This window comes from Mycoplasmopsis mucosicanis (assembly GCF_006546935.1).
Classification (GTDB): domain Bacteria; phylum Bacillota_I; class Bacilli_A; order Mycoplasmatales; family Metamycoplasmataceae; genus Mycoplasmopsis; species Mycoplasmopsis mucosicanis.
Window position 1 is genome coordinate 28,874 of record NZ_SMDN01000004.1, and the last position, 23,991, is coordinate 52,864.

A 23,991-nucleotide genomic window follows, 5' to 3' on the forward strand; every position below is an offset into this window, starting at 1 on the left:
GACAAATTTCCCTAAACTACTGATATATGAGTGTTTAGGGAAATTTTATATATGTATAGATCACCTAACAATTTATATATTTATCTTGTTAAACGTTTCTAATAAAGTGTTTTAAGTTAGATATCATCTTAAAAGCCTAATTTTTGATCTACTTAAACTTGAGTTGAATATTAACTTAGAGATTCATTTTTGTTTGGTATTTGAAATCACAAAATGCTTTTGTTGTCATACAAGAGCAAGACTTTTGTATAATTCAATAATAGAAAGAGAGCATAATGAAAAGGAAAATTATTGATTTATTTAGTGGTTGCGGTGGCTTAACATATGGTTTTTACCATAATGATTTTGATATCGTGGAGAGTGTTGAACATTGACAACCTGCTCTTGATACATATAATTTGAACTTTCATAAAAACGAGCAAATAAAAGACATAACTGATCCAAATGTAATAGATCAAATTGAAGCTAAATTTAAAAATAATATTGACATAATTATTGGAGGATTTCCTTGTCAAGGTTATTCGATGGCTGGTAAAAGAAATCCTAACGACCATCGAAATCAACTTTATAAATACACTATTGACATAATAGATAGAGTCAAACCTAAGTTGTTTGTATTGGAGAATGTTAAAGGCATTTTATCATTCAAAGAAAGCGATGGTAATTTAGTAATAGATAAGATTATGAATACATTGAACCAAAAAGGATACTATTCTCAATATGTTTTACTTGACGCTTCAAATTTTGGAGTACCACAAAAAAGAGAAAGAGTGATTTTTATAGGTTCATCATTTAATAACAAGGACAAAGTGGACTTAGTAATTGAAAGACTAAAAAATACTAAATTTCCACTTAAAACTGTCTATGATGCAATACACGATCTTGAAAATGCAGCTGAAAGTCATGATTTTAACCATATTTTCACACAACATACTCCACAAATGGTAGAAAGAATTAAAAATACTCCAGAAGGAAAAAGTGTTATGAATGGTTATTCAGATGCTTTTAGAAGACAATATTACAATAAACCATCAACCACAGTTAAAGAAAATCATGGTGGAGTGCATGTACATCCAAAACTAAATAGAGTCATGACTCCACGTGAATTGGCACGATTGCAATCGTTCCCGGATGACTTTATTTTCAAATCTACCAAGTCAAATATTCTTAAACAAATTGGTAACGCAGTTCCACCAAAATTATCTGATGAGATAGCTAAAATAATTCTCGAGATTTTTTACAATGATTAATTGAAACGATTTGAAGGAAATTAAATATACTTTAAGAACTGAAATAGACAATATCTTTAAAGTTTATAATTATTTAATTGAGATTAGAGCGGAAGATATAAATGTTTTAAAGTCAAAGGATAGTTGTATTAGATCATCAACTGCAATTGGTTATGTTTTAGAAGAGTTTATATACCAAAAGTTAAAAAATGTTATGAACTATTCAAAAAGTTTCGAGATATTTCGCAATAAATCTTCAACGCAATCGTGTAGCTATGATTTTTTAGTCTCGTCTAAAAAGTATGATTTATTAGTTAATGTCAAAACTGAAAATAGAAATAGTGCTAACAATGCAATTGCAGCAATTAACCAATTATATAAAGACTACTCAAAACATATTTTGCTACAGAAAGATTTTTATTATATTATTTTAAAAATAAAATATGAAATTGATACACGCAGCACCAATGACAATGAAATAATATATCTTGATAAGGTAAAGATTACAGATTTTGATATTTATTCACTTGAAGAAATATCTTTTGATAAAGGCTTTACACAAGATCACCGAAACTGAGGAAAAGAATATAAACCAATTTCTGGAAGACTTCATATAAGTAAAAAATTCTATACTGATAATAAATTAAGTGAGTCAGACGAGATATCGAATAAAAAAACATTTACTTATTTAGACAATATGATAGCTCATAAAATCACCTAAATTTATGTAAGTCATGTTTCATATGTGATATGAAACAGACTAATTATAAAAATAAAAAAAACGGAAAAGTCAAATCTAAAAAAGTCTTGACTTTTCTTTTTTATAAATTATTTTTTTGATATTTTCACACTTATCAATATAATAAGCAAATGAAAACAAAAAATAATTCTATATTAATAAACAAATGACAAGTAGTGTTTCTAATTTTTGGACTAATAGTTCTACTTACATCATTGTCTTTTGTAATTGCTGATGTAATTCAATATGATGCAAATGACGAAATCCAAAATGGTATTCCTACCATTTATGCAGCGTTTAAGCAAGCAGGAACTATATTTTATTTCACATATTTATCAAATTTCTTTTTAGGTGTTATGCTTGTAATTGTTGCATTTATACCTAATTCAATTAAATTAAAGAGAGTTTTCTTTGTTTCAGTTGCTTTAATTACTGTGACATTCATTATTTATTGAGCATTATTATCATGAAACAAAAAAACATGAGAAACAGTTTACTCTGGTACTCGATCAACTATTACTCATGCACTTAATCCAATTTTAGGTTTTATTGCTTTATTTTTAGTGCGAAAAACCTTTAGTCTTGACTCAAAAGTAGACAGACTTGCAATAAGTATTGTTATTATTTACTTTGTATTTACTTTTGTTCTATTCTTTGCTTCAAGAGGTAAATATACATCAGATAATCAAACTGGTGTAGTTGTATATTCATTTTTAAACTTTAACAAACCTTTATTTTATCCAGGTGGCAAACTAGGTACAATTATAATATTGGATATAGTCATTTTCCTATTAGGTTTTCTAATACCTTGAAGCCTTTGTGTATTTTGAAGATCAGTTTACAAGATTCCTTACACAGGTTTATTGAAACAATATTGTGCAAAACGCAAAAAAATGCAAAAAAAAGACAACTAAATTGAAATATATAACACATTAATTTCTTCTTAACATATAATATGAATATATTGATTTTCTATAAAAATTGAGTTAAACAAACTTTATTTTTAAACAAAAAAATTATTGATTTTACCAAAAGTACTCAAAAATGTGTATATAGGAAAAAATTCATTCATCAATATACTGAAAATGATGTAATCGGAGAAGAAAAATGGCTAAAAAAGATGTTGAACAAATCGAAAAAGAATTAGCAACCGTTTATCATGTTACACCATACAATGGTAGATGACAAGTAAAAGGTGTTGGTAATTCACGACCAACCAAACTATTTAATACTCAAAAAGAAGCTATTGACTATGCAAATGGACTAACAAAAAAACGTAATGGTTCAGTAATTATTCATCGACCAAACGGTATGGTGCGAGGTTCAATTAGCAATAAAGCCAAAAAATAATTATTTTATTAATGAAGTAAAAAATACAAATTTTTTGCTTTTTTTTGTATAAAAAAAGCATTTTTTTCTTATTATTTAATATAAACAAGATCAAGTGATTAATAAATTTCAAGCATGGAGGAAGATGTCAAATTATAAACTTGTAGCAAAATATCAACCTGCTGGTGATCAACCTTATGCAATTAAAGATCTTGTGCAAAATATCAAAAATGGCGAGCGTTTCCAAGTTCTCAAAGGTGTTACTGGCTCAGGTAAAACCTTTACAATTGCAAATGTGATTAAAGAATTTGACCGTCCAGTATTAGTGCTTTCTCACAACAAAACATTGGCAAGCCAACTTTATAGTGAACTAAAAAATTTCTTTCCAAATAACAAAGTTGAGTACTTTGTGTCTTATTTTGACTACTATCGCCCCGAAGCATATATTCCTTCATCAGATTCATATATTGAAAAGAATTCACAAACAAACGTTGATATTGAAGCAATGCGAATGTCTACATATAATTCAATCTTGACTGATAAAAACACCATTGTTGTAGCTTCGGTATCTGCTATTTATGGTGCATTAAACCCTGAAGAATATCGTGAACAAATTTTCTACATTTCAGTAGGTGACAAATACAAACCAAAAGACTTTTTTAAAGAATTAATACTGAAAAACTACAAACGAAATGATGTTGATATGCAACTTGGAACATTTAGTTCTAAAGGAGATTCTGTATTAATTAGACCTGCACACAGTTCTGAATTTTTAATTAAAGTTGACTTTTGAGAAGATGAAATCGAGAAGATTTCAACTTGTCATCCTTTAACACTTGCTCAATTTGATTCATTTAGCAAATATCGTATTTTCCCTGGCGATGCCTACACGGTTGGTGATTCACTTACTCAAGAAGTTGTTAAAAAAATAGGTATTGAACTCGATGAACGTATTGAATATTTTGCTAAAAATAATAAATTAATTGAAGCACAAAGAATTGAAGAGCGCACACGTCGCGATATGGAATCATTGAGCGAATTTGGTGTGTGCAGTGGAATTGAAAACTACTCAAGATTCTTTGATAGACGTGAAGCAAACGAACGTCCTTACACACTTTTAGATTACTTAAAATACTCAAATCCACTCCTAATTATTGATGAATCACACATGATGCTTCCTCAATTGCGCGGTATGTATAATGGTGATCGACAACGCAAGCAAACACTAGTTGATTATGGTTTTAGACTGCCTTCTGCATTAGATAATAGACCTTTAACTTTTGAAGAGTTTGAAAATGCATTTGATTTTCAAACCATTTATATTTCAGCAACACCTGAGCAATATGAATTAAATAAAACACACGGAGTTTTAACTCGTTTATATGTGCGTCCAACTGGTCTTTTAGACCCTAAAATTGAGGTTCGTAGTTCAATAAATCAAGTTGAAAATATCTATGATGAACTGCAAAAGCAAAAGCAAAATAATGAACGTACATTGATTTTAACAACTACCAAAAGACTAGCCGAAGAACTCACAAGACATTATCTTGAAAAAGGCGAAAAAATTGCCTTTATACACTCAGAACACAATACTTTTGAGCGAAATAGAATACTTATTAAACTGCGAAAAGGTGTGTATGATACAGTAATTGGAATCAATCTTTTACGTGAAGGAATTGACCTGCCTGAAGTGAGTTTAATTGTTGTTTTGGACGCTGATAAAGAAGGCTTTTTAAGAGACACTAAATCATTGATTCAGATTGCTGGTAGAGCTGCTAGAAATGCTAATGGTAGAGTTATATTTTATGCAGATAAAATGTCAAAAGGTATGCAAGAGTGCATTGCTGATAATCTTGAAAAACGGCAATTACAAATTGAATACAACACAAAACATAACATAACTCCAAAAACCATAATTAAAGAAATTCCAGAAAGTATGCTAGACGATGCAAAAGATGAACAAATAAGCTTTTTTCTTTCTGATAATCGCGCAAAAGCAAAAAATAAGAAAGCAAAAGCGCAACTTTTAGAAGAACTCAAGTCAAAAATGGAACAAGCAGCAAAAGAACTTGATTATGAAAAAGCTATTGAAATTAGAGACTTAATTATTGAATTAGAGAAAAAATAGGAGAAATATGGCAAATTCAACAAAAGAATTTATAACCATTAAAGGAGCAAGAGAAAATAATTTAAAAAACATCAATCTAGTTTTACCAAAAAATAAATTGATTGTTTTTAGTGGTCTGAGTGGTTCGGGTAAATCTTCATTAGCTTTTAGCACAATTTATGAAGAAGGACGAAGACGTTATGTTGATAGTTTAAGCAATTATGCTCGTCAATTTCTAGGTGGAGCCAATAAACCTGATGTTGATGCAATTGATGGACTTAGTCCAGCAATTGCTATTGAACAAAAAACTACACACAATAACCCTCGCTCAACTGTAGGTACAGTAACTGAGATTTATGACTATTTAAGATTGCTTTTTGCTCGTGTTGGAACACCTTTTTGTCCGCGTCACAAAATAGAAATTAAATCTCAAAGTAATAAAGATATTTTAGATTCTATTTATAATTTTGCTCCAAACACAAAACTTGATATTTTGAGTCCTGTTGTTGAAAATGAAAAAGGAACTCATGCAAATTTATTGGAAAAATTGCGCAAAGATGCATTTAATCGTGTAAAGATTGATGGACAAATATACAAACTTGACGATAAAATCGAACTAGATAAAAATAGCAAACACAGTATAGATATTGTAGTTGGCCGTGTAAATCTTGATGAAGAGAACAGAGCTTGAATTTCTCAAGCAATTTCACTAGCTGCTGAATACTCAAAAGGTGTAGTAAAAGTTGAAACTGTGCAAGGCGAAATTAAGACATATTCTAAATTGCACTCTTGCCCTTTCAAAGACTTTGAAATGCCAAAAATTGAGCCACGTTTGTTTTCTTTTAATTCTCCTGCTGGTGCATGTAGTCAATGTAAAGGTCTTGGAGTTGATCTAAAGGCAAGTTTTGATGCATTGGTTCCTGAACCTTGAAGAAGTATTAATCAAGGAGCAATAAAAATCTTCGAAAACACAGTCAATACACAAAATCTTGAGTGACAAGAGTTTGATATTTTGCTTAACCATTACAACATTGATAAAAGTATTCCAATTGAAGAAATGAGTGAAGAAGACTTAAAAATTATTAAGTATGGTTCAGATGAGGAAATTGACTATGTTTTGGTTTCGTCTGCTGGAAATAAAACTCGAAGATACAAAAGAATTGAGGGTATTTTAAACATCGTTGAACGTAAATATATGGATACTAGTTCAGAAGCAATAAGAGACTGACTTAAAAAATATATGGGTTCATTTCCTTGTTCAAAATGTAATTATGCAAGACTAAACAAGTACGCTCTAGCAGTGCTTATTAACGACAAGAATATTGACCAATATACACGTTTTTCAGTAGATGAAGCATTATTTGCTATTGAAAATATTAAGTTAAATGATACACAAAAACAAGTGTCTGCATTGATATTAAGTGAGCTGATAAACCGTCTAAAATTTTTGCAAAATGTTGGACTAGGATACTTAAATTTAAATCGTAGTGCTGAGACATTATCAGGTGGAGAAAGTCAAAGAATTAAACTAGCTACACAAGTTGGATCTAATTTAACTGGTGTTCTTTATGTGCTTGATGAGCCTTCAATTGGTTTGCACCAAAGAGACAATGAACGTTTGATTGCTACATTGAAAAATATGGTAGAAATTGGCAATACTTTAATAGTAGTTGAGCATGATGAAGAAACAATTAAAGCAGCTGAACACATTGTTGATATAGGTCCATTTGCTGGTGAAAAAGGTGGAGAAATAGTGGCTCAAGGTTCAATACAAGACATAATGAATGAACCAAATTCACTTACAGGACAGTATTTAAGTCAAAATAAACAAATCATTGTGCCTCAAAGCAGACGAAGCGGTAATGGCCAAGTAGTGACCATTATTGGTGCAAAAGAAAACAATTTGCAAAATATTGATGTTAAGTTTCCATTAGGCAAATTAATTGCAGTCACTGGTATGAGTGGTTCAGGAAAAAGTACTTTAGTCAATGAAATTTTTGTTAAAGGTATTCAAAGAGTACTCAATAAGAGCACTGATAAAATTGGCAAATTTAAATCAATAACAAATCTAAATGCAATAGATAAAGTTGTACCTATTTCGCAATCTCCAATTGGTCGAACACCACGCTCAACACCAGCTACACACATATCAGTATTCGACGATATTCGTGAATTATTTGCCTCAACAAATGAAGCACAAGCAAGAGGCTATACTAAATCAAATTTTAGTTTCAATGTGCCGGGTGGAAGATGTGAAAAATGCAGCGGAGATGGTGTTATCAAAATTGAAATGCACTTTTTACCTGATGTTTATATTGCTTGTGATGAATGCGATGGTAAACGTTATACACTTGAAACAAGAGAAGTAAAATATAAAGGAAAAAATATTTCTGAAGTATTAGAAATGAGTGTTGATGAAGCCTATGAATTCTTTATAAATAGACCAAAAATTAAAGAAAAATTAGCAATAATTCAGTCAATTGGACTAGGTTATATCAAATTAGGTCAGCCTTCAACTACACTTTCGGGTGGTGAAGCACAAAGAGTTAAGTTAGCCACATATTTACAAAAAAAACCTACCGGAAAGACTGTATATGTTCTTGATGAACCAACCACGGGACTGCATCCTTATGATGTTGAAAAACTATTAAGCGTACTGAATAAAATTGTTGATAATGGCGACACTGTACTGGTTATTGAACACAATTTAGACGTTATTAAGTGTGCTGACTATATTGTTGATTTAGGACCCGAAGGCGGAATTAATGGTGGTAGAATTGTTGCAACTGGAACACCTGAACAAGTTGCAAAAAATCCTAATTCATACACTGGTCAATATTTATCTAAATATTTAAACTAATATATAATTAAAATATGAATGTAAAAACCAAATTTATTCTTTACATAATTGCAAGCATTTTAAGTTCAACTGTGTTAATTGGCTCAGTTGTAATGTTTTTTACTCATAATTCAGTAATTTGGTCAATTACATTAACTATGGCGCTAATAATTAGTGTTGTTTTAATAGGCATTTTTTCAACTCAAAGTATCAAGTCATTCATTTGTATGCAATCAAATATTAAGTCATCTTATTCAAAATATGTTGATGAAATATTGAAACACAATAATGTTGGAATGTTAGTTTTCGATACTGGTGGAAACATAATTCATACGACTAATTTTATACGTGAACGATTTGGTAAAAAATTGGTTGGTACAAGGTTGAGTGAGTTTTTTAAAACCCTAAAAATAACAATCGAAAGTCGAACCAAAGAATACGAATTTATGTATGAAAACAATACATATTTATTGAAATATTTAGAGTTAGACAACTACTTATCAATAAAAGATATTTCACTTGAAACAAAAGCATTACAGTTATATGATGATGAACTTCCAGTATTAGGACAACTTGAAATTGATAATTTAGATTTGTATCAATCTACATTGACTAATGATGAATTTTATAATTTAAACAAAGGAATAATTAAACTTTTAGACTCTTTAGTTGAAAAATATAACTTTGTTTATCGCCAAAACATTACTGAAGGTCACTTCTTAATATTGATGAACAAAAAAACCCTTAATGAATTAATGGAGTTAAAATTTGAGTTTTTCAATTCACTGCACGATATGTTAAAAACAACAAACAACAATATAGTTGTGTCTGTGTCTGCTGGTTTTGCTTATGGTGTAAATGATTTATCAATAAAAGCTAATTTAGCAAAAGAAGCATTGCTGCATGCTCGCCGACGTGGTGGCGATCAAGTTGTGGTTATGTCGCCTTATGAACCAACTCGCTATTTTGGATCAACTACTGAAATTCTACCTTCGTTAGATCGTACACAAATAAGAACTTTTGCTAATATTCTTGAGAAAAAAATGCTTGATAAGTCAATAAGCAATGTAATAATTTATGGTCACAGTGTTGCTGACTTAGATACTATAGGTGCTGCGATGGGAGTTTATGCGCTTGCGTCGCATTATGGCAAAAATGCTTATATTTGTTCAATAAGTCAAGATGAAACAACTAAAAAAGTGCTTGCTCAATATTGAGATGTAATTAAGAACAGATTTATTCGTCCTCAACAAGCAAATAAACTTTCTAATGAATCAACAATTGTGTTTTTTGTTGATAATTCGCATCCTTCACGTACTGATAATCCAGATGCAATCAAGAAAGTTAAATCAGAAAACATCTTTATTCTTGACCATCATAGAGTTAAATTATCAATCGATTTTGCTCCTAAACAAAATCGAATTGTAACAACATCGGCTTCATCAGCTTCTGAATTAGTGACTGAGTTATTAATCTTTGCTAAACAAAATATCAATATTGAGTTAATTACTGCACAATTACTCTTAAATGGAATTTGTTTAGACACACTGCAATTTCAAAAACAAGTAACAAGCAAAACATTTGAAGCAGCAAGTTGACTTGAACAAAAAGGTGCCAACTCATCAACAGCTGCCAATGCACTAAAAATTGATTCGCAAACTCAACAAGTGGTCAATAAATTGCTCAAAAATTTACAAGAAATTAAACCAGGATTTTTCCTAGCATACTCAGATATCAGTGTTTCCGACGATTTGATATCAATTGCTGCTGAAGAAGTTTTACGAATAGATGGCCGTCGAGCTAGTTTTGTAGTTGCGCGCCAAGACAAGTCTCAAAAATTAAAACTTTCAGCAAGAGGAATTGAGACAAATGTTCAAATAATATGTGAAAATGTTGGTGGCGGTGGTGGTTTTAGTGCTGCTGCAGCAGTTTCAAATGAAGATTTAGAAACATTTATTAGTAATATTAAACAAGCAATAGTGGGGGCAAAATAATGAAAATAATATTAATTAAAGATTCACAACATGGTAAAGCAAACACAATTATTGAGGTTTCACCAGGTTATGGAACAAACTATCTAATCGCAAAAGGTTATGGAGTTGCATACAACGAAACAACTCAACGTCAACTGCAAAAAAGATTAAGCGATTTAACAGCTAACGAAATGGAAATGCGTGCTGAAGCACTCAAACTTAAAGAAAAAATTGAGAACGATAAACTAACATATGTTTTAAATGCATTAATTGATGCACACGGTAATTTAATTGTTCACAAATCAATTTCAACAAAAGATATCATCAAAGATTTAGTTAAAAAAGGCTACAAACTAGATAAATATGCTGTGCAAAAAGTACATATTGTTTCAAATGGCTTACATGAAATAGAAATAAATATCTACAAAGACATTGTTGCTAAGCTAAAAGTTGAGGTAAGTGTCGATGTTAAATAATCAGCCTCAGCCTCATTCCATTCACATCAATGCTACATATGAAAAAAATCTCTTAGGCATTGTACTTTCTGATGCTAATTATGCACATAGTATTCTTCCTTACTTGCTTGAGGAAGATTTTGCTATATTTGAGCACAAAAAATTATTCTTAATTTTAGAGAAACTTTTTAATACTAATTCATCAATCAATAATGAATCAGTACTTAATTTAGCTCAAAAAACCAATGAAAAATCAATTACTAACCTTCTTTTAATTGATATTTATACAAACGCAGGCATACCTTCAAATATTCAAATTTATCTTGAAGAACTTATCAGATTAACAAAATTAAGATCAATAGAAATCAAAATTATTGAACTTCAAAATAAACTTAGCCGACTAGATAAAAATTTAGATCCTGATGCAATTGCTTTAGAGATGCAAAAATTGTTAGTTGATATTGACCGAGCTAAAAATGGTGAAGATTTTTTAACTGCAAAAAGTGTTTCAGATGAATATTATAATGATTTAAATACTCTTCGAAATGCAGATATGGACTCAATTAGCGGTATTCCTACAGGTTATGAAGACTTAGACCGCATTACTCAAGGAATGCATGGAGCTGAAATGATAATTTTGGCCGCTCGTCCTGGTATTGGTAAGACTGCATTGGCCCTAAATATTGCTGTTAATGTTTCACGACAAAACAAAAAAGGAAGCGACCGCAAGCGACGAGTGGCATTTTTTAGTCTTGAAATGCCACCTAAACAACTTATGGGACGTATTTATTCAATGGCTGCATGTGTTGATCAATTTAAACTTAAAAAACCTCAACTCCTTACTGATGAAGAAATATTAAAAATCAACTCAGTAAAGATTAATAACATTGATAAACTCAATATATTTATTGATAACACCTATGAAAATGAACTTCAAACACTTCTTTGAAAGTGTCGCCGACTTCACAAAGTTGAACCTATTGACCTTATTGTTGTTGACTATATGCAATTAATTCAATCACGCAAGGCAAATGGTGGTTCAGACAATAGACAAATGGAAATAACTAGAATTTCACGAAGCCTTAAAACATTAGCTCTTGAACTCAATATTCCTATAATTGTACTTTCACAATTGAATCGTCAAACTGAATTACGTGAAGACAAAAGACCAAATTTAGCCGACCTGCGTGAATCTGGTTCTATTGAAAATGATGCAGATATGGTTATGTTTTTATATCGCGAAAATTACTACAATTCAAAGACCAAGGAAATTAAAACTGATAGTTTTGATGGTCGAGAATTAGGTGAAGTTACTGAACTTTTAATCGCAAAACACCGTGGTGGACAAACTGGAAAGATTGATTTAAGATTTCTACCTCAGTATGCAAAATTTACAAACATTAATTTCTATAATCCATCTATTTCAAAAGAAGGTGATAACTAATGCCTCCGAACTATTTGATTTATGTTTTAATTCCAATATTAATTTTTCTACTCGCTTGTTCATCTATTTTTAGTGCTGCTGAGACTGCTTATACATCACTCAATCCCGGCAAACTTGAATCAATGATTGACCGTAAGGAATTTGGTGCAAGAATTATTAAGAAGCAATATAACTTTTTTAATCGTGTATTGGCCTTAATTTTGATTTGTAATAACATTGCAAATATTGGTCTTTCAACTGCTGTTGCCTACTTGTTTTCAGTCTCTCTGCCTCAAAGTGCAACACAATATTCAGCACTAATTTCAACAACAATATTAACACCAGTTATCGTTATTTTAGGCGAAATTGTTCCTAAATTAGTTGCTAAATCTTACCCTGAAAAAGTAGCAAAAGCCTTTTGCTACATTTTAGAAGGTCTTTATTGAATATTTTTCCCAATTTGCTGAATTATCAGTAAGTTAAGTAGCAAAATTTATGTCACAAACACTGAACAAGATGTTAAAAACTTAATTGATGTAGCACACACAGAAGGAGTTTTGGAAGCCAATGAAAGTATAATGGCTCAAAACGCATTAGATCTTGACGCAACTCGAGTACGCAAGCATTATATTAAAGTAAAAGACCTCTCATATCTGAACTACAAAGCATCAATCTCTGAAGCTTTAGAAATGTTTAAAGAGACTAATTATTCACGTTTGCCTATTGAAAAAGATGGTAATTTTCTAGGTATTGTACTGCTTAAAGACATTTTTCATTTAGAAAGAGGCAAAGTAATTGATCATCTTAAAACAATTCCAACAGTAAGCGCAAATATTACACTGGCTAAAGCATTAGAAAAAATGCGCTCACAACGTGCTCAAATGTCTTTTGTAACAAACAATAATTCTAGTTCACAAGTGCTCGGAGTAATTACTATTGAAGACATCATTGAAGAAATAGTAGGCGAAATATATGATGAATTTGATGAAGAAGAGGTTGAAGAAATCTTCGAAATCAGTCTAGAATTATTTCAAGCCAGCGGAAATGTTCAGATGCGTAAAATTTTAAGTACAATGGAACTTGATTTTGAACTTGATGAAAGTGATCTTGTATTAAATTTAGAGCAATGAGCTCATAAACAAGTTAAACAAAAATTACACAAAAATACTAAATTTGAGTTCTGCGGTGTATTTTTTAAAGTTATTTCAACCCCTTCAACCAAGCATAAGCATTTTAGATTTGAAATTGAAATAGGTAATAATGCACCAATTAATATAGACACACAAGTTATTTCATAATGTATGCACTACTTTTAGTTTAATTTACTAATACACACGTTTTTGAGTACTTTTGGTCAAATTTTTGACTAAAACTTCCACAGAAAAAAAAGTTATTTTTTTCTTTTGAATTTAACAACAATGATTTATAATAATTGAGCAAATTGCGGATGTAGTTCAATGGTAGAACTTCAGCCTTCCAAGCTGACTATGCGAGTTCGATTCTCGTCATCCGCTCCATTTGTTTAATTACACCGAAAAAAGCAGTAGACTGCTTTTTTTAATACACTGAAATAAGGTAAAATTACAACTATGATAAATGACACAATAGCAGCAATTTCAGCAGGTGGTAAGATTAATCAGGCCATCTCAATAATTAGAGTAAGCGGACAAGAGAGTGTGGAAATTGTTTCAAAAATTTTCACTGGAAAAATTGGCAAAAATCACTCAATTACATACGGCTACATAATAGATAACTTCAACAATAATAAAATTATTGATGAAGTTTTAGTTATGTGATTTATTGGAACCAATACTTTCACTGGAGAATCAACTGTTGAAATCAATTGTCATGGTGGTGTTGTTATAACCAATAGAATATTGGAATTAATATTGCAAAATGGTGCAAGATTAGCAACTCCTGGTGAATTTTCAAGAAGAAGTTTTATTAATGGCAAAATGGATTTGGTAAAGGCTGAAGCAATTAATGATTTAATTCATGCTCAATCATTGATTCAAACAGAATTAGCAGTGCAAAAATTTGATGGAAAAACATCACAAATGATTGATAATTTGCGCAGTTGATTAATGAAATTGATAGGAAAAATTGAAGTAAATATTGACTATCCAGAATACGATGATGTTGAAAGAATTCTTGATAAAGGTTTACACGAAGAATTACTCCAAATACAAACAAAAATCAATGATTTAGTCAAACATAGTGAAGACTCTAGACTGCTTTTTGAGGGTATAAAAGTCGCAATTGTTGGTAAGCCAAATGTTGGAAAAAGTTCATTGCTCAACTGCTTATTAGGTGAGCAAAAAGCAATAGTTACTGATGAAGCCGGCACAACTCGTGATGTTGTTGAGGCTTCTTGACAACACAATGGTATGCTATTCAAACTTATTGATACTGCCGGAATTCGTGAAGCACAAGCAAAAGCTGAACAAATTGGTATTGAAAAAAGTTTTGAACAAATCAAAAATTCAGACATCGTTATTCATGTGTGTGACACCACTCAAAAAAATGACGAATATGACTCAAAAGTCAGTGAATTGGTCAAAAAATATAACAAGCAATACTTGTGTGTTTGAAACAAAAAAGACCTTTCTTATTGACCAAAAGATTCAATAGCAATCAGTGCGCAGAACAATGATATTCAACAACTTCTAGACGCTTTAGTTGATAAATTTAGTTCAATTGATCTCGATGATAAGGATTATGTCTCAAATGCTCGTCAACTTTCATTAATTAAAAAGGCAAAAAATAATATTGATGTTGCTATAAATGCACTTGAACAAGGTGTTTATAGTGATTTGGTCATAATTGATATAACTGAAGCATGGAAAAATTTAGTTGATATTACTGGACGAGCAGATAATGAAGAATTGCTTGATGATATGTTTAAAAATTTTTGTCTAGGAAAGTAGGTCATAATGTCAATAAAATTTACTGATGCACACACTCATCCACTGAAAGAATACTACGATCAACCAAGTCAAATTATTCAAAATGCAATCGAAAATGGTGTCTCAATAATGATGATCACTGGTTGCAGTCTAAGCGAAAATGAAGAAATAAAACGTCTAGCGTCTATTCATCAAAACGTCTATGCAGTTATTGGTATTCATCCTAACAATGCAAAAGGTGCTCAAGATGGTGTTGAATTAGAAGCACAAATTGATAAAAGTGTTAAAGCAATTGGAGAAATTGGACTTGATTATTATTGAGACAGTGTTCCAAAAGCAATTCAACTTGAATCATTGCATGCACAAATTAAAGTTGCTCAAAAACATAGCTTACCAGTTGTTATTCATATGCGCGATTCTTATGAAGATCTATATGAAGTATTGAAAAGTTATCCGGATGTAAAGTTTATGATTCACACGTTCAGCGGCGACTTGTATTGAGCAAAGAAATTTGCCCAATACAACACAATTTTCAGTATAAGCGGAACAATAACATACAAAAATGCAGACAAACTTATTGAAGTAGTTGACTGATTGCCTATTGAAAAAATATTAACTGAAACTGATGCACCTTACCTTAGCCCAATCCCTAAAAGAGGGATGCAAAATGTTAGTGAAAATGTTATTTATACAACAATGTTTTTGGCTGGTATTAAAAAAATGTCTCCTGAAAAATTTGCTCAACAAGTTCAAAAAAATGCAAAGGAATTTTTTAATTTAAATGCAAAAAAATAGTGAATATACTGCAAAGAAAAAGTTTGGTCAAAACTTTTTAATTGACTCAAATATTATCAATAAAATTATTGAAATTATTGCTCCACAAGGCAAAAAAATTATTGAAATTGGCCCGGGAATGGGCGCATTAAGCACTCATTTAGTTTCATCTGCTTTAGAGTATAAAGCATTTGAAATTGATGTTGATATGATAAATTATTTAACTAGTAATAAAATTTTGACTAGTGATCAAATTGTCTCGGGAGATTTTTTAAAATCTAATCTTGATGAGTTTGCAGGTTATGAAATTGTTGGAAATATACCTTATTACATCACTAGCGAAATAATTTTTAAAATTATTGAAAATCGTCATTTAATTAAAAAAGCTACATTGATGGTTCAAGATGAAGTAGCACAAAGACTAATAGCTAAAATTAATTCACCTGAGTACTCAAAACTTTCAATTACAGTGCAATATGTTGCAAATGTTTCAAAAGAACTTTTTGTTAATAAAACAGCTTTTAGTCCTGCTCCAAAAGTGAATTCTGCAATTGTTGTTATTGATTTTAAAGACACAAAAGACAACAATTTTGAACACCTAAAAGACTTTTTTAAACTTTGCTTTCTTTCAAGAAGAAAAAAATTAATTTGAAGTCTTAAATCAAAATACACCGTTGAAAAAATAACACAAGCATACAAAACACTTAATTTAGGTGACAACACACGTATTCAAGAATTGGAACTTGATAAAATTGTTGGATTATATTGAGAATTGGAGAAATAATGAGTATTTTAGAACTAGATTTCAATGAAGAAATAAATAATGTTGTTTCAAATCCTGATTTAGTTGATAAAAAAATTAAGCAAAAAATTAAGTTTGCTGAATTTTGATTTTTGATTGCTATTGTTGTAAATTTTGGCTTAGGGATGTTGTTTCTTACTAGAGGTGCTGAAGTTGGCTGAATAATTGGTTTAAGCATTTTAACTGTGGTTTCTGTTCTTTTGTATCTTCATTGTGCATTTAGATTTTTTGCTTGATTTTTTTATAAAAAAAGTATTAAATTAATAAGAGAAGGCAACAATGATTTAGGTCTTAAAAGCTACAAAAAATATAAATTCTTCAGTTTTGATTGAACTTCATTAAAAAAACATAAAAGTAATGTAAAATAAAATAAATGTTGAATTCGGGGTAAAAAATGAGTAAAATTGCATTTATCGGTACAGGTGCATGAGCTTCAGCGCTTGCGACTGTACTATCAAAAAATAACCATCAAGTCTGCCTATGAGGTATTGATGAAACTGAAATTAATGATATAAACAAAGGTTATAATTCAAAATATTTTGGTAAAACGAAATTTAATAATCCACAACTAGTTCATGCAACAAATGACTTAAAATTAGCATTAAATGATGCTGAAACAATAGTTCTAGCAGTACCTACACCAGTTATTACATCAGTTTTACACAAAATAAAAGAGACCTTAGGTGAACGAAGTGTTAATGTTATCAATGTTTCTAAAGGTATAGATAAAGAATCGAAACAATTTTTTTCAAAAATTATTTCTGAAATTATGTCAAAAAACCTCAAAAATATTTGTAGTCTAATCGGTCCTTCTTTTGCTATAGAGGTATTTAATAATCACCTAACTTTAATTAATGCAGTTGGCAAAAATACTCAATTTCTTGACTCTATTACTAAATTATTTAATAATGATACATTTAAATTAATCACGAATAATGACGAAGATGGATCAGAGGTTTATTCAGCATTAAAAAATGTATTAGCAATTGGAATAGGAATTGCTTCTGCACTATATCCTGCTAAAAATTTAGCACCAGCACTAATTTCAATTGGACTTAAAGAGATCAAAGATATTGCACTTACTATTTATCCTCAATCAAATCCTTTAAGTGGTTATGAACTATCTGCAATTGGAGACATTGTTTTAACTTGTCTCAACACAACATCAAGAAATTATAGTTTTGGCTTACAAGTTGCAAGTGTTGGTGTAGTTGAAGCATTATCGCTTAATACCAAAACAGTTGAAGGTTATAATACAGCAAAAATATTGATTGATATATTTGAAAAATATCCTCTTCTTAATACACCACTATTAAAAAATATTGTTAATGTTTTAGATTTAAAAATTCACCAAAATGATTTATTAAGTTTTTTTGCTCAAATTTAGAGACTTAATTAAATCATTTTTTTCTTTTAAAATACTCATTTTTGAGTACTTTTGGTCAAATATAGATATCTAGCAAACTTCACAAAAAAATGTTTTTTAAATGAAATCAAATATGTATAATTATTTAGCACTTAAAGCAGAATATTGTATAATGTTTTAGCAAAATGGCACCATAGCCAAATGGCCAAGGCATGAGTCTGCAAAACTTTGATTTACCGGTTCGAATCCGGTTGGTGCCTCCATTTATGCGCCCGTAGCTCAACTGGACAGAGTGCTTGGTTACGGCCCAAGAGGTTGTGGGTTCAACTCCTGCCGGGCGCGCCATATGCTTTATGCACCAAATCCTTAAAAGGATTTTTTTATTAAAATTACTGCGCCCGTAGCTCAACTGGACAGAGTGCTAGGTTTCGGCCCTAGAGGTTGCGGGTTCAACTCCTGCCGGGCGCGCCATATCTTTAATATTAAAGTCATTAATCTTAGGTTTATTACCTAAGATTTTTTTTTATAAAAAATTTGTATTTTTTTCTTTTTTATATAAAAATAAATGGTATTATTTATTTTGCAAATGCAAACGTAATTTAATGGCAAAATTCTAGCTTGCCATGCTAGTAATGGGGGTTCGATTCCCCTCGTTTGCTCCATTTGTTTTAAAACACCTAAAATGCAAAAATGTAAAAAAATTATTTTGAAATAAATTTATTTCATTTATAATTAATAAGCAATTTTGCAATGCCGATTTAGCTCAGCGGTAGAGCAGCTGGCTGTTAACCAGTTGGTCGCAGGTTCGATCCCCGCAATCGGCGCCATTTGGTCTGTTGGTGAAGTGGTTAACACACATGGTTTTCATCCATGCACGCACGGGTTCGAGTCCCGTACAGACTGCCATTTTGGAGAATTAGCTCAGTTGGGAGAGCGGCGCCCTTACAAGGCGTAGGTCATGGGTTCGAGCCCCTTATTCTCCACCATTTGTTTTTTACACCTTGCTAGCGTTGCTAGTTTTTTTTATAAGTTTTTTTGCTATAATGAAATAGTCTATAAAAAGCAAAAAATGCAAAAAAGGAGAAAAAAATGGCCAAAAAGATAGTTATTGGTAAAATTGACCCTAAATTACTTGAAGGTTTAAACGTTGCAACATCATATATTGCTTCAAAAGGAATAGATGTTAAGTTAATTGAACTTATTAAAATGCGCACTTCACAAATTAATGGTTGTGCATACTGTCTTGAAATACATTGAAAAATAGCAGTAGAGGCTGGTGAAACCTATAGAAGAATCATTGCTCTTTCCACATGAAAAGAATCACCATTGTTTAGTGATGCAGAACGAGCAATTCTTCAAATGTGTGAAGAAATTGCACTCATTTCTGAAGGAAACCTAAGAGATGAAACTGTAGAAGAATTATCAAAATATTTCAGTGAAGATGAAATTGCATTACTTGTAATGACTGCAATTATAATGAATGCTTGAAATAGAGTTGGATTGATTGCAAAACACCAACACAAATAAATTTTTGTTAAATATATTTTTTCAATACAACATTGAATACTAAAAAGACTCATTTGCTATAAAAAATGAGTCTTTTTTAGATTATTAAAGATGATAGATTAATTTTTAAAAGATATCTAATTAATGATCTTCTGTATCAAAACGTGCTCCATCTCACCTTGCATCAACAGCGCTAGATTCAATATATGAAGATATACCTTTTTTACTAAAAAATTTTGAGCTTAAATAGAAAACAAGTTCCACAACATTATTAATTTTGTTTTTAGGTACACTTTCTTCAAAGTTTTTGAAGTAATTTTTGTGGTCAATAAACACATGTTTTTTTCTATCGAATTCACTCTCTTTAATATTAAGATCTTTTGAGAGTTGCTCGAGATCAAATACATAATTTACATATGAAATTGATCGTGATAAATTATTGAATATGTATCTGCCTTGCTCGAAGTCTTTATCCGTTAGAGGTCTATTATAAATATAAGGTTGAATTGTTAATTTTCCATTTTTTATCATTGGTACATAACTAAAAATTGTAGTAGGTTTATCATCTAATCTTGATCAAATTCATTGATTAAGAATTGCTGCTTGGAAAACAAAATATTTTTTGTCTTTATTCGCTTCTTTATAAAAGAATTTGTTGTTATTTATTACTTTTTCTCAACCTTTAACTTTTTTCCTTACTTCATCGTAAAGATCTATATTATTACTCTGATCGTGAGGGATAAATACATTAACGCTATTGAAAAATTTATCTAAATTATCTGAAGCTTCTTTAAGTTCAGCACCTGTTTTTATTGCTCAAGAGGTATTGTGAATTAAACCGCTGAAGGTTGAATTATTTTTGACTCCGAGATTTAATAAAAAATATTTTCGACCATCTACTTCCATACCATTTATGTTTTCAGTATGAAATCTTTCGTAGTAGTCAGGAGAATCACTACCATAAGAATAAGAATTGTAATTCAAATTAAAAGGTTTAGAACCGACTTTTCGCAACACAATTAAATCACGACCATGCGAAAGAGAGTAGTTTTTGTACTCGTTATTTCTTAGATTTTTTTCGCTAATAAAAGTCTTTGTGGTGTGTTTAGGTGCGTTTAAATCTCTAAATATAATTTCATCATCAAAGTCTGTATATAGATTTCAAAAATAAGCATGCTTTCTTAGATGTGAGTCTATTTTATCTGATTCATAATCATCGCCAAAAATAGAACATGAAGCAACGCTTAATGGAGCTAAGATAATTGGTGCTAACATTAAATTTTTTAGTTTCATTATGCCTCCTTAATTAAATTTTATAGAATTTTGTGTCTTATTCATATATTTAGCATTGTGAACGAAAAAAATCAATGCTATAAAACAGCATTGATTATTCTCTTTATAGTTCCAAAGTCAATTCGCTTGCGAAAATGACCATTTTTTGATACACCCTTAAATGATGCTCAAAGATAATCACATTTATTTTGTCGAAGTTCATTGATTTTATTATTTAATTTATCAATATGGTGTTGAGTTATTTCAATTCCTCTGATTTCTAATTTAACCTTGTGACGGTCTGTCGTCTTGACTTCATCGCTGCTAAGTCATTCTCCTTCTAAAAATCTAATATTTGATTTATCTAATGTATTGTCTCCGGTATTTACACAAACATTCCCGTTAGGTTTGTTAAATATAATTTCATGTGTGTTTGTTGATTTTAATATAGATTTCTCTATTTCAATTAAATTTGAGTATTTTTCAATAAACTTATTGTTTTCATAGATATCAAAATCAATATTCTCATTATTTTTTAAGTTATCGAAATATGCTAAAGCAACTGGATGTTCAGTGTCTTTGAAATTTTGTTTATTAGGTAAGAGTTGAAATGCAATTAGTTTTTGAATTAATATTTTATCTTTTTTTCGATTGGAATTTATTAGAGTTGTAGGAATTATAGCAACTGTAAATCGTACATTTTGTATGCATTTAAAAATAGAAAGTTTATAAAGATCATCAAAATCACCAAAGTCCACATCAATTTTCATTCTTTTTGCTGAATGTTTTGACAAGTATGGAGGATTGGTTATTACAAGATCAAAACCCTGATAATTTCAATTATTGATGCTATCATTTTTGTAAACATTTTTATTTTTTGGTTCTATATCATAAGAACGATAATTTATCTGTGGTTTTATCTTTTGTAAAAATTTAATTAAGTTATTCGAGCCTGCAAAAGGTTCTAATATCTTTTTATTTCAAAGATTGTTCTTTTGCATAAAATCAATAAAAACATCATTGTTTTCAAAGACATCTTGTTCTGTAAAAAATTGACCTTTCTGCAGTTTTTTATCCATATTTCCTTCTATAACTAATATTATTATCTTACTAAATTTTAATTATTTTTATGGTTGCAAAAAAATAAAATTTTTTCTATATTTTTTTACCGCATATTATATAATAGTAAAGCATTTATGCCGGCTTAGCTCAGTTGGTAGAGCAACTGACTTGTAATCAGTAGGTCGTAGGTTCGAGTCCTATAGCCGGCACCATTTATGCGCGAGTGGTGAAATTGGCAGACACGCTAGATTTAGGCTCTAGTGCTTCACGGCGTAAGGGTTCAAGTCCCTTCTTGCGCACCAAATGTTTTTTTCACCAATAGTTGCTCAAAGCAACTTTTTTTATTAACTTATTTATCAACATTATAAATTCATTACTTTTTTACCAAAATACTCATTTTTGAGTATTTTTTTGTTGTTTTTTGTTAGTTTTCCACATTATTTATTATGGAAAACATTAGCGTTATAAATGCACAAATAAAAATATCATAAGTGCGTAGTGAAAAAGAAAGGAGCTACTATATGGAACAGACTTTGCAATCTTTTTTATTACATGTTAAGTTAATAATATTAGCTTATAAAAAATCCACTATATTTTGAAACTACAAATACAAATAATTTTAAGGAGATAAATGATTTTATATCGTGTTGGCGAGGTTATATATAAAAATAACTCAAATTTAATTTTTGAATCAAGCGGAGTAGGATATAGTTTGATAATGCCTCAACCTGAACGAGTTGAAGCAAAAATGAAGTTGAAACTATACCTTTTTGATATTAAAAATGATTATTACCAAGCTACTTATGCTTTTAAAGATTTTAAAGAAAGATTACTATTTATTGATTTAATTTCATTGAATGGTGTTGGTCCAAAAGTTGCCTTTAACTTGTTGAATCAAGGATGAGAAAAAATAGCAAGTATGATAAGTTTAGGTGATGTTGATGGTATTTTAAAGACTCCATATTTAAGTCCTAAAATTGCAAGACTAACTATTGCTGAATTATCAGATAAATGAGCAAAAATAATAAATAATAAAAAAGCTAGTCAAGTTGTTGCTGCTACAAACGTAATTGAAGAAGCTAGAGAAACACTAAAAACTTTAGGATTTAAACCAAAACAAATTGATGAAGCTCTTAATGCAATACCAACATCAAATGATGTTGAAGTTATTATCCAACAAGCAATGTATGTAATGACTGGAAAACAAATGGAAAATGAAACAACTAATTTTACGTCCGCATAATTTTGATGAATTTGTGGGACAAGAAAAATTAACAACCACACTAAAAACAATGATTAACGGTTGCAAACACCGTAATGAAACTTTGGATCATATTCTTTTTTATGGACCACCCGGAACTGGAAAAACATCTTTAGCTAGCATTCTAAGCAATGAATTAGGCGTAAAAGTTCATTATTTACAAGGTTCATTGCTCGAGAAAAAAGCAGACATTTTGAGTGTTTTTGCGCAGGTAAATACTGGTGATATTGTTTTCATTGATGAAATTCACAGTATTAACAAGAATGTTGAAGAACTTATTTATTCAGCAATGGAAGATTTCAAAATTGATATCATAATTGGACCTGAGGGTAATTCAAAAGTAATGAGAATGAACCTAAAACCTTTTACACTGATTGGTGCCACAACAAAAATAAATTTAATTAGTCAACCTTTGCGTGATAGATTTGGTCTTCAAGGACGCCTAAATCCTTATTCAATAGAAGATATACTCAAAATTATTAAGAATGCACAGAAAATATTGAAAATTGAGGCTGAAGAAAGTGTTTGAAAAATTGTGGCTCAATATTCTAAAGCAACACCGCGTGTTGCTATTCATTTACTCAAACGAATTTATGATTTCAGTATTAAAAATAATGAATCAATCATTTCGAAAAAGACTGTTATGCAAACATTTAAGTATCTTGAACTTTATGAATTAGGTTTAGGCCGCGAACATCTAGAGTATTTAAGAGTATTAAGTGACACTTTTGATGATAAGAGTGCATCACTGGATTCGTTGTCTGGAATTTTAAACTTTCAACGTGAAAATATACTTTATGAAATTGAACCCTTATTACTATTTTTTAAGCTAATTGAAAAAAGTCCTCGTGGTAGAAGAATTACAACTCAAGGTGTGAATTACTTACTTAAAAATTATATTCATCAATAATATTTATTCCTTCCGTTCGGAAGGATTTATTTTATCGT

Annotated in this window: 20 protein-coding genes and 10 tRNA genes; 28 read left to right on the forward strand and 2 right to left on the reverse strand. The window is 30.2% G+C overall.

What is annotated here, in order from left to right; translation table 4 throughout:
• Positions 1-275 precede the first annotated feature (275 nt).
• From E1I18_RS01305 to E1I18_RS01420, 24 genes are all read left to right on the forward strand, one after another.
• Positions 276-1,250 (forward strand): DNA cytosine methyltransferase, encoded by a 975-nt coding sequence (locus E1I18_RS01305; RefSeq protein WP_211334696.1) that lies wholly within the window; start codon positions 276-278, stop codon positions 1,248-1,250.
• Entirely contained in the window at positions 1,243-1,950 is a 708-nt protein-coding gene (locus tag E1I18_RS01310; RefSeq protein WP_141483808.1) for a UpaP162 family type II restriction enzyme, read from the forward strand. Before E1I18_RS01305 ends, E1I18_RS01310 begins: the two co-directional genes overlap by 8 nt.
• Before the next feature lie 149 nt (positions 1,951-2,099).
• Complete coding sequence (locus E1I18_RS01315; RefSeq protein WP_141483809.1) at positions 2,100-2,882, forward strand: MAGa3780 family membrane protein; 783 nt, start codon at positions 2,100-2,102, stop codon at positions 2,880-2,882.
• A 193-nt stretch (positions 2,883-3,075) separates the two neighbouring features.
• Positions 3,076-3,318: a DUF2188 domain-containing protein gene (locus E1I18_RS01320; RefSeq protein WP_141483810.1), complete on the forward strand. Its 243-nt coding sequence runs from the start codon at positions 3,076-3,078 to the stop codon at positions 3,316-3,318.
• A 124-nt stretch (positions 3,319-3,442) separates the two neighbouring features.
• Complete coding sequence (gene uvrB, locus E1I18_RS01325) at positions 3,443-5,425, forward strand: excinuclease ABC subunit UvrB (RefSeq protein ID WP_141483811.1); 1,983 nt, start codon at positions 3,443-3,445, stop codon at positions 5,423-5,425.
• Between the two features lie 7 nt (positions 5,426-5,432).
• Complete coding sequence (gene uvrA / locus E1I18_RS01330) at positions 5,433-8,264, forward strand: excinuclease ABC subunit UvrA (protein WP_141483812.1); 2,832 nt, start codon at positions 5,433-5,435, stop codon at positions 8,262-8,264.
• Between the two features lie 14 nt (positions 8,265-8,278).
• A complete protein-coding gene (locus tag E1I18_RS01335) occupies positions 8,279-10,237 on the forward strand; it encodes a GGDEF domain-containing protein (RefSeq protein WP_235888473.1) in 1,959 nt (652 codons plus the stop codon).
• Complete coding sequence (gene rplI / locus E1I18_RS01340; protein ID WP_141483813.1) at positions 10,237-10,692, forward strand: 50S ribosomal protein L9; 456 nt, start codon at positions 10,237-10,239, stop codon at positions 10,690-10,692. The genes E1I18_RS01335 and rplI overlap by 1 nt, the downstream gene beginning before the upstream one ends.
• Positions 10,682-12,115: a replicative DNA helicase gene (locus E1I18_RS01345; RefSeq protein ID WP_141483814.1), complete on the forward strand. Its 1,434-nt coding sequence runs from the start codon at positions 10,682-10,684 to the stop codon at positions 12,113-12,115. Before rplI ends, E1I18_RS01345 begins: the two co-directional genes overlap by 11 nt.
• Positions 12,115-13,392 carry a CNNM domain-containing protein gene (locus tag E1I18_RS01350; protein WP_141483815.1) on the forward strand — a complete coding sequence of 426 codons (1,278 nt, stop codon included), beginning with the start codon at positions 12,115-12,117 and terminating at the stop codon, positions 13,390-13,392. The genes E1I18_RS01345 and E1I18_RS01350 overlap by 1 nt, the downstream gene beginning before the upstream one ends.
• A gap of 145 nt (positions 13,393-13,537) precedes the next feature.
• Positions 13,538-13,611 (forward strand) — tRNA-Gly (locus E1I18_RS01355).
• A 72-nt stretch (positions 13,612-13,683) separates the two neighbouring features.
• Entirely contained in the window at positions 13,684-15,021 is a 1,338-nt protein-coding gene (gene mnmE, locus E1I18_RS01360; protein WP_141483816.1) for a tRNA uridine-5-carboxymethylaminomethyl(34) synthesis GTPase MnmE, read from the forward strand.
• 6 nt (positions 15,022-15,027) lie between these two features.
• Positions 15,028-15,795 carry a TatD family hydrolase gene (locus E1I18_RS01365; RefSeq protein WP_141483817.1) on the forward strand — a complete coding sequence of 256 codons (768 nt, stop codon included), beginning with the start codon at positions 15,028-15,030 and terminating at the stop codon, positions 15,793-15,795.
• Positions 15,782-16,558: a 16S rRNA (adenine(1518)-N(6)/adenine(1519)-N(6))-dimethyltransferase RsmA gene (gene rsmA, locus E1I18_RS01370; RefSeq protein WP_141483818.1), complete on the forward strand. Its 777-nt coding sequence runs from the start codon at positions 15,782-15,784 to the stop codon at positions 16,556-16,558. The genes E1I18_RS01365 and rsmA overlap by 14 nt, the downstream gene beginning before the upstream one ends.
• The gene (locus E1I18_RS01375; RefSeq protein WP_141483819.1) at positions 16,558-16,944 is read left to right on the forward strand and encodes a hypothetical protein; all 387 of its coding nucleotides are present in this window, start codon (positions 16,558-16,560) and stop codon (positions 16,942-16,944) included. Before rsmA ends, E1I18_RS01375 begins: the two co-directional genes overlap by 1 nt.
• 26 nt (positions 16,945-16,970) lie before the next feature.
• A complete protein-coding gene (locus E1I18_RS01380) occupies positions 16,971-17,963 on the forward strand; it encodes an NAD(P)H-dependent glycerol-3-phosphate dehydrogenase (RefSeq protein ID WP_141483820.1) in 993 nt (330 codons plus the stop codon).
• 166 nt (positions 17,964-18,129) lie between these two features.
• Positions 18,130-18,205 (forward strand) — tRNA-Cys (locus E1I18_RS01385).
• 5 nt (positions 18,206-18,210) lie between these two features.
• Positions 18,211-18,287, forward strand: a tRNA-Arg gene (locus E1I18_RS01390).
• Positions 18,288-18,336: 49 nt separating this feature from the next.
• Positions 18,337-18,413, forward strand: a tRNA-Arg gene (locus E1I18_RS01395).
• A 117-nt stretch (positions 18,414-18,530) separates the two neighbouring features.
• A tRNA-Gly gene (locus E1I18_RS01400) sits at positions 18,531-18,604 on the forward strand.
• A gap of 90 nt (positions 18,605-18,694) precedes the next feature.
• Positions 18,695-18,769 (forward strand) — tRNA-Asn (locus tag E1I18_RS01405).
• Between the two features lie 3 nt (positions 18,770-18,772).
• A tRNA-Glu gene (locus E1I18_RS01410) sits at positions 18,773-18,848 on the forward strand.
• A 4-nt stretch (positions 18,849-18,852) separates the two neighbouring features.
• A tRNA-Val gene (locus E1I18_RS01415) sits at positions 18,853-18,928 on the forward strand.
• Positions 18,929-19,031: 103 nt separating this feature from the next.
• A complete protein-coding gene (locus E1I18_RS01420; RefSeq protein ID WP_141483821.1) occupies positions 19,032-19,469 on the forward strand; it encodes a carboxymuconolactone decarboxylase family protein in 438 nt (145 codons plus the stop codon).
• 120 nt (positions 19,470-19,589) lie between these two features.
• Here the strand turns inward: E1I18_RS01420 and E1I18_RS01425 are convergent, their stop codons facing one another.
• Both E1I18_RS01425 and E1I18_RS01430 read right to left on the reverse strand, forming a co-directional pair.
• The gene (locus E1I18_RS01425; protein WP_141483822.1) at positions 19,590-20,741 is read right to left on the reverse strand and encodes a hypothetical protein; all 1,152 of its coding nucleotides are present in this window, start codon (positions 20,739-20,741) and stop codon (positions 19,590-19,592) included.
• A gap of 77 nt (positions 20,742-20,818) precedes the next feature.
• On the reverse strand, positions 20,819-21,799 hold the full coding sequence (locus tag E1I18_RS01430) for an Eco57I restriction-modification methylase domain-containing protein (protein WP_141483823.1): 981 nt from the start codon (positions 21,797-21,799) through the stop codon (positions 20,819-20,821).
• 119 nt (positions 21,800-21,918) lie between these two features.
• Between E1I18_RS01430 and E1I18_RS01435 the strand changes: the two genes are divergently transcribed.
• From E1I18_RS01435 to ruvB, 4 genes are all read left to right on the forward strand, one after another.
• A tRNA-Thr gene (locus tag E1I18_RS01435) sits at positions 21,919-21,994 on the forward strand.
• A 5-nt stretch (positions 21,995-21,999) separates the two neighbouring features.
• A tRNA-Leu gene (locus tag E1I18_RS01440) sits at positions 22,000-22,084 on the forward strand.
• A 329-nt stretch (positions 22,085-22,413) separates the two neighbouring features.
• Positions 22,414-23,025, forward strand: a complete 612-nt coding sequence (ruvA, locus tag E1I18_RS01445) for a Holliday junction branch migration protein RuvA (RefSeq protein WP_141483824.1) — start codon at positions 22,414-22,416, stop codon at positions 23,023-23,025.
• Positions 22,997-23,953, forward strand: a complete 957-nt coding sequence (gene ruvB / locus E1I18_RS01450; protein ID WP_141483825.1) for a Holliday junction branch migration DNA helicase RuvB — start codon at positions 22,997-22,999, stop codon at positions 23,951-23,953. The genes ruvA and ruvB overlap by 29 nt, the downstream gene beginning before the upstream one ends.
• The last annotated feature ends 38 nt before the right edge of the window (positions 23,954-23,991 follow it).